Genomic DNA, 6529 nt, shown 5'->3' with positions numbered 1-6529 from the left:
TTCAGCGCATTGGAGGGTGGGTCGAGGTTGAGCAGCCTCTGCGCGCGGGGCGGGTTGGGCTTGCCGCCGGGCCACTGGTGGCCGGCGTCGGTGATGGTGATCAGCTCGACGCTGCGCCCGCCGGGGCAGGTCGCGGCGGTCCGGACGACCGGGCCGGCGGTGGTGGTCTTCGGCTCGCCGCAGTCGTCGACGGCGCGCCATCGGGCGGCCAGCTCTGGGGCGGGCGGCCCGTCGATCTTCACCGGGTTGCGGCCGGTGCCACCGTTGTCGCGCTTGCCCGGGCCGCCACCGTAGGGCATGGTCTTGTCGAGCTTGCCCTGGATGTGTAGCACCGACACCGGCTTCGGGTCGGTGCACTGCCCGGTGAGCGTGGTAGCCACCGCGCCGACGGCGGCGAAGATCGTGGTGTCGCAGACCAGCTTGAACGCCAGCAGGCCGCCGTTGGAAATCCCGGAGACGTAGGTGCGGGCGGGGTCGACCGGAAGGCTCTCGCCCACGGTGCGAACCAGCTCCGTGATGAACTTGACGTCGTCGACACCCTCGCGGGCGGGTGCGCCGCAGCACTCGCGTCCGACCGCCCAGGCCCGGTTGATTCCGTCTGGGAAGACGACCACGAAGCCGTTGCGGTCAGCCTCCTCAGTCCACCCGTACGCCTCCTCGGCCTGCTCGCCGGTGCCGGCCGCGCCGTGCAGCATGACCACGAGCGGGACCGGGTCGGTCAGCTTCGCCGAGGCGGGCCGGTACAGCCGGTAGGTGCGGTCGCGCCCCTCAACGGTCAGGGTGCGCTCGGAGGTGCCGACGGGCACACTGGCTGCCTGCCCGTCGGATGCCTGGTCGGTTGCCGGCCCGCGGTCGCCGGCCCCGCCGCCGTCCCGAGAGCAGCCGGCGAGCAGGGTCAGCCCGACGAGGAGCGCGAGCGCTCCGGCGAGTCGGACGGCGGCGGGGGAGGGCGACGCCCGGCGGAACCGACCGCCGGGCGCCCCGGTGTCAGGGCGAAAAACGGAAAAAGTCGTCATATGAACACTTTCGCCCGTGAATGTTCGAGGAATGTCAGGAACGGGCCAGGGTTCGGCAAGGCTGCCGACCGCCGGTGTGGGTCAGCGGCCGTCCCTGAGCCGGATCAGCTCCCAGCCACCCTCGGGAACGTCGTCGTTCGGGTCGGTACGCAGGTTCATCGGGTTCGCCGTGCCCAGGTAGATGGTCGAGCCGTCGGTGACCATGTTGCGCACCCCGTAGTTCAGGTAGTTGCCCACCCCGGTGTCGCTGATCGTAGTCGCAGCCTTCCGGGTCGACGAGAACGAGTAAAGGTCACCGCCGTACACCGCCTCGGGGATCTCAGCGGTGGCCCGTGCGCCGGCCGGCGCCGCCGCCACGGCCGGGGCCTTGGCCAGCACGTCCCCCATCTGCGGCGACAGGCCGAGCTGGGCGGCGGTCTGCTGGCCGAGCTCCTTGGCGAGGTAGCTCCAGTCCATGGTGCCGATGTAGAGCTTCCCGCCGGCCACGGTCATCTTCCAGGTGTAGTTGTTGTACGGGTTACCGAAGCCGGCGTCGCCGAACTTCGGGGTGTAGTTGGTCGACTTCTTGGTCCACGCCCCGACCCCGCCGTTGGCCTCCGGGTCGTAGGCGGGCAGTTCGGTCGCGCCGTAGAGCATCTCTACCTTCTGGTTCGAGGAGCCGAAGCCCTTGCCCCGGTAGATGCTGATCGCCCGCTGGGTGTTCTGGGCCGTCGCGGTTTTCCCGGCCTCGTCCGCTGGCGGGTAGAGGGACAGATGCAGGGTGGTGGCCTTCATGGGCACGTGCATGGTGCCCCAGTACAGGTAGCCGCCGTAGGAGGCCAGGCCGCCAAGGCCGTAGGTGTGGGCGGTCACCACGTCCGGCTCGTAGCTGCTGACGTTCCACACCTGCTGCCAGGCGTTCGTGTCGTCCGGGGTGAGGCCCGGCTCGCCGGCCCTGAGCTTAGGGCTCATCCACACCGAGGCGATGCTCGCCGGCGCCGGCGTCGGTGCCGCAGCGTCCGCCCCGAGTTCCTCGGTCGATCCCGGCCAGGTGGTGACGAAGATCCGTCCGTCGTGGACGGTCAGGTCGGCCGCCTGCGCAGGTAGGACCGCCACCTCGACGAAGCTGAACGGGTCGGTCTTGCTGCCCGTCCAACGCAGCACGTGGCCACGGTTGCCGCCGTTGTTGCCGACGCCCACCCCGGCGTACAGCGCGCCCTCGGCCACCGTGAAGTGCCGGATGTTGCCGTATGCGGGGAAGTTGCGCGAGCCCAGGTAGGCCCCCGTGTCGGTGTCGAAGGCGAAGAGGTTGATGCTCTCACCCAACGCCGGACCACCCAGCAGCGCGACGCCGCCGTAGTTGCCGGCGGCCCGGATGCCGACCGTGCCCTGGAGCCGGTTGGTGTCGTCGGGCGAGGCGGCCTTCACCAGATCGGTCTTCTCGGTGAGCTGGTTCGAACTCATGTTGTAGGTGTACAGCCGCGGAGTGCGGTGGTCGCCCAGCTTGACCGGCAACTCCGGGTTGTGCTGGGCGATCTGGCTCTCGCCGTACTCGCAGACCCAGTCGGCGTTCTGGAAGGGTACGGTGTTCTCCAGTGTTCGACCGCTGGTCAGGCAGTTGACGTTCGCTCCGGTGCCGAAGAACAGCGTCCTGTCGGCGCGGGTCATCCCCCACAGGTACGCCTGGTTGACCTTGGCCTGTCCGGTGGCGCAGGGCGGGCCCGCCGGGTACGGCTGCCCGATCCCGGCAAAGCACTCTTCGGACTGGGCCTTGGCAAGCACCTGCGTGGTGGGCTGGCCGCCGGCCGCCCCGGTGGCACCGAGCGGCGCGGCGAGCGCCGCCGAAGGAATGGCCAGCGCGGGCCCGAGCCCGAGCACGGCAACGGCGGCTAACAGCCGCCGGGCGGAGATCCGGAGTGGATTCACCAACTGCCTCTCTTTCCTGCAAAGAATGGTGGGACACCTGCGGCCGTGGCCCGGCGGTCCGGGCCACGGCGCGCGGGAGACGGGGGTGCGGCGGTTTAGGCGGCGGCGGGCTCGGGCTTGCGGGCCGGGGCGACGACCCGCCCGGCGACCTGCTCGGCCCACTGAGCGGCGTCGGGGAACTCCAGGTACTCGCCGAGCTGCGTCAGCTCACCGACCGGGTCGGCTACCAGGTCCTCGTAGCGCATCCGCAGCAGGTGCTCCGGCGGCACGTCGGCCAGCGCCTGGTCGGCCTGGCTGGTCATGAACGCGCACAGCCCGAGGTAGCGGCGCATGTCCTCGCCGCGCTCGCGCAGCGCGTCGGCGGTCAGCCGGTGCGGCAGGAACGGCTGGAGGTCCTCCGGCACCTCCTGGCCGTCGGTGACCCGGAACGGGTCCAGGCCGCAGCGGCCCAGGAACTCCACCCGGAGCTGGATGAGCTGGAAGGACGAGTGCCGGCTCATCGACTTGGCCGTGTCCTCCCGGTTCCGGGTCAGGTACACGATCTTGCAGTTCGGAAAGCCTTTCAGCAGGTGCGGCGCCAGGTGGCTGGAGCCGCCGGAGCGCTCCACCCAGCGTGTCTTGCCGGTGAGGGTGGCCAGCAAATCCAGGAAGTCGCTGTGGTGCCGGGCCACCGACTGGGTGCCGAAGCCCGGAACCCGCGCGGCGAGCTGGTCGAACAGCGCGTCCGGGTCGTCGGTGAGCTTCGACAGGGTGATGGCCAGGATCCGGGGCAGTTCCGTCATCCGGCCGGCCCACCGACCGGTGGCCGGGTAACGGACCTCCTTGGGCGGCAGCCCGATTCGGAACAGGGTGGCCAGCTCCGGTTTGGGGCTGGCCAGCACCGCCCAGTACTCGGCGCCGGTGATCACCTCGGCGCTGCGTGCCCAGGGCGTCACCGACATGAAGAACTCCTGGGCCGAGAGCGTGTCGGGCTGCTCGTGGATCAGGTCGGACAGCAGCGTCGAGCCGCAACGTCCGTTGCTGATGATGATCGACCGACCCGTGATCGGGTTGTCCATCGAAAGACCTCCTGGATGTCGCGCTGTCATGTGGTGACGGGTGGGGCCACTTCGATCCCGCACTCCTCGCCCAGCCAGGCGAGGACGTGCCGGCGGACCGAGTCGGGCCGGTCGATCAGGACAGAGTGCTTCTGGTCGGGCAGGACGACGACCCGGGTCTGCGGCAGCAGCCCGCGTACGGCCGGGGCCAGCTCGCCCACCGCCGAGTCGCCGCCGTACAGGCACAGCACCGGGCAGGCGATCGCGGCGATCGCGTCGCGCGCCGGCAGCCGGCTGGCCGGCAGCTCCGCTGCCAGCGTGGTGTCGGCGAGCATCCTGCCGGTGTCGGCGGCCCGGCGGGCGGCGATACGGCCCCGGGCCGCGCCGATCTCGGCCAGCGCCCCCTCGCGGGGCAGCCGGGCGGCGACCCGCTCCAGCCGCATCCGCACCCGGCTCATCCACTCCGGCGTCGGCGGGGACGACTCCACGGCCACGATGCCGGCCACCCGGTCCGGGTGGCGCGCGGCGTAGCCGAAGGCGATGGTCCCGCCGAACGAGTTGCCGAGCAGCAGCAGCGGGCCCGTGACGTCCAGCTCGACCAGGAGCGCCGCCAGGTCGTCGACGAAGTCGTCGAGGGCGTACCCGGTGGCCGGGCGGTCGCTGCGGCCGTGGCCGCGCAGGTCGTACAGGACGGTCGGGAAGCCGGCCCGGCTCAGCGGCTCGGCCATGGTGAAGTACCAGCTCGCCATGGTGTCCGAGGCCATGCCGTGGATGAGCACCGCCGTCGGCGTCGGACCGGTCCGGCCCACCGGGGCCGGACCGGCGGGATCGAGCCGCTGTACGTGCAGCTCGATCCCGTTCGCCCGCACCATCGTCACCGGCTGCCCGCCGGGACCCCGTCGCCCTCCAGCGAGTTGGCGATGTGCTCGACGAGCTGGCCGACCCGCAGCTCGCCCACCGTCTCCAGGTCCAGCTTGGCGACGAAGTGGGCGAAGTTCACGGTGTCGCCGTAGCGGGCCTGGAGCCGGCCGGCGAGCGAGACGACGTCGATGCTCTCCATGCCCAGGTCGTCGCGGAACGTGGTGTCCATGGAGATGACCTGGTCGGTCGCGAAGTCGCCCAGTACGGCGTTGATCATCTCGGTGAGGTCGGCGAGGATGCTGTCCTGGGCCGCGGCCATGGTAGTTGCTCCTTCTACTGATCCGGTGGGGTGACCTGCTGTCGGGGTGGGCCGGCCGGTCGGTCGGCCCGGTCGGTCGTTCACGGTCGGGACACCCCGGGCGGGGTGGCGGGGTCCGGCTCCGGACCCCAGGTCCAGGCAACGACGTACCGCCGGGTCGGCAGGTCCTCGGGGTTGTCGACCTCCCGGTGACCCACCCGGTACGCGCGCCCGGCGACCTCGACGGTCAGCACGGAGTCGGTGGCCTCGCGCACCTGGAACCGGCGCGGCTTGCCGTCCAGCCCCGTGCCCTCCGCCTTGCCGACGGCCTCCTTCGCGGCCCAGAACCGAGTGAACCACAGCCGCCGCGTGGCGGCGTCCCCGCCGGCCAGCGACGCCAGCAGCGCCGCCTCGCCGTCGGTGAGGGCGAAGCCGAACGTGCTGTCCGGGTGGTCGGTGATCTCGGCGACGTCGATGCCGACGCCCGGCGTGGCGGCCGGCGAACCGGCGGGACGCAACCGCGCGATCGCCACCCCGATCTCGGCGCAGTGCGCGAGGGAGACGTCACAGTCGTCGAGGCCGCGACCGGGCCGACCGCGCACCCACGGCCGCCCGTCGGGGTCGTTGCCGACGGTGAGCTCGATCGGGTAGATGTCGGTGTGGCCCTGCTCCCACAGCCGGGACCGCACCGCGTCCTTGGCCGCGATCCGGCCGAGCATCCACTGCTTGCGGGTCTTGGCCGGGTGCCGCTCGTACTCGGCGTAGGCCGCGCCGCCGAGGATGCCCCGGGCCGCCATGCCCCGGGTGACCAGGTCGGTCCAGCAGTCGAAGGCCATCGTCCAGCCCTCCGGCTGGAAGTGCGACATCGGGTACCGCTCGGGGAAGCGCTCCGCGACCCGGGCCTGCGGGTGGCTGTCGAACCGACGGTCGACGGCCCCCTCGATCTGCGCCCACACCCGCCCCTGATAGCTGAGCTGGGTGTCGGCGACGAGCTTCCCGTCGTCGATGGACCGCACCCGGGCGACGCAGACGAACGCGCGGCCGGCCGGCGGGGGCGGCCCGAAGAACCGGACCCGGCCCAGCCCCACCGGCAGCGCCACCGTCCGGAACGGCTGGGTGGTGATCAGCCAGTTGCCGATGAGCTGGAGCGCGTTGTCCAGCAGGGCGCCGGGCGGCACCGGGGCGGTGACGATGCCCCGTACGTGCATGTCGCCGAGCGCGTGCACCTCGGTCACGCCCTGGAACTGCGGGCCGTGGAACATCAGCCGCTCCGCGTACATCTCGGCGGCGCCGAGGGTGGGCGGGCGTTCGGTGGCCGGGTCGTGGGTCCAGACCTCCGGCGGTGCCAGGTACGCGGGCCCGACCTCGATCGTGGCCCGGGCGTACCCGGCGAAGGCGACCGAGTAGAGGTT

The 6529-nt window shown here is 71.7% G+C and carries 6 protein-coding genes; all 6 read right to left on the bottom strand.

Annotated elements, in window-relative coordinates; translation table 11 throughout:
* Positions 1-1016, bottom strand: a 1016-nt coding sequence (locus E1258_RS28665) for a PHB depolymerase family esterase (protein WP_132406621.1), incomplete at its 3' end; no start/stop codon positions are given.
* An 81-nt stretch (positions 1017-1097) separates the two neighbouring features.
* Positions 1098-2921, bottom strand: coding sequence for a hypothetical protein (locus E1258_RS28660; RefSeq protein ID WP_243715754.1), 1824 nt, complete (start codon positions 2919-2921; stop codon positions 1098-1100).
* A gap of 95 nt (positions 2922-3016) precedes the next feature.
* Positions 3017-3979: a sulfotransferase gene (locus E1258_RS28655; protein ID WP_132406619.1), complete on the bottom strand. Its 963-nt coding sequence runs from the start codon at positions 3977-3979 to the stop codon at positions 3017-3019.
* A gap of 26 nt (positions 3980-4005) precedes the next feature.
* Entirely contained in the window at positions 4006-4830 is an 825-nt protein-coding gene (locus E1258_RS28650; RefSeq protein WP_036372044.1) for an alpha/beta fold hydrolase, read from the bottom strand.
* 2 nt (positions 4831-4832) lie between these two features.
* Positions 4833-5138, bottom strand: coding sequence for an acyl carrier protein (locus E1258_RS28645; RefSeq protein ID WP_132406616.1), 306 nt, complete (start codon positions 5136-5138; stop codon positions 4833-4835).
* 80 nt (positions 5139-5218) lie between these two features.
* Positions 5219-6529, bottom strand: a 1311-nt coding sequence (locus E1258_RS28640; RefSeq protein ID WP_132406614.1) for a polyketide synthase dehydratase domain-containing protein, incomplete at its 5' end; no start/stop codon positions are given.

The organism is Micromonospora sp. KC207, assembly GCF_004348615.1.
Taxonomy (GTDB): domain Bacteria; phylum Actinomycetota; class Actinomycetes; order Mycobacteriales; family Micromonosporaceae; genus Micromonospora.
This window is presented reverse-complemented; position numbering and strand designations above follow the sequence as displayed.

Bases quoted from the DNA above. Each gene is read 5' to 3' on its own strand.
- E1258_RS28655 (WP_132406619.1), bottom strand. From the start codon at position 3,979: ATGGACAACCCGATCACGGGTCGGTCGATCATCATCAGCAACGGACGT.
- E1258_RS28650 (WP_036372044.1), bottom strand. From the start codon at position 4,830: ATGGTGCGGGCGAACGGGATCGAGCTGCACGTACAGCGGCTCGATCCC.
- E1258_RS28645 (WP_132406616.1), bottom strand. From the start codon at position 5,138: ATGGCCGCGGCCCAGGACAGCATCCTCGCCGACCTCACCGAGATGATC.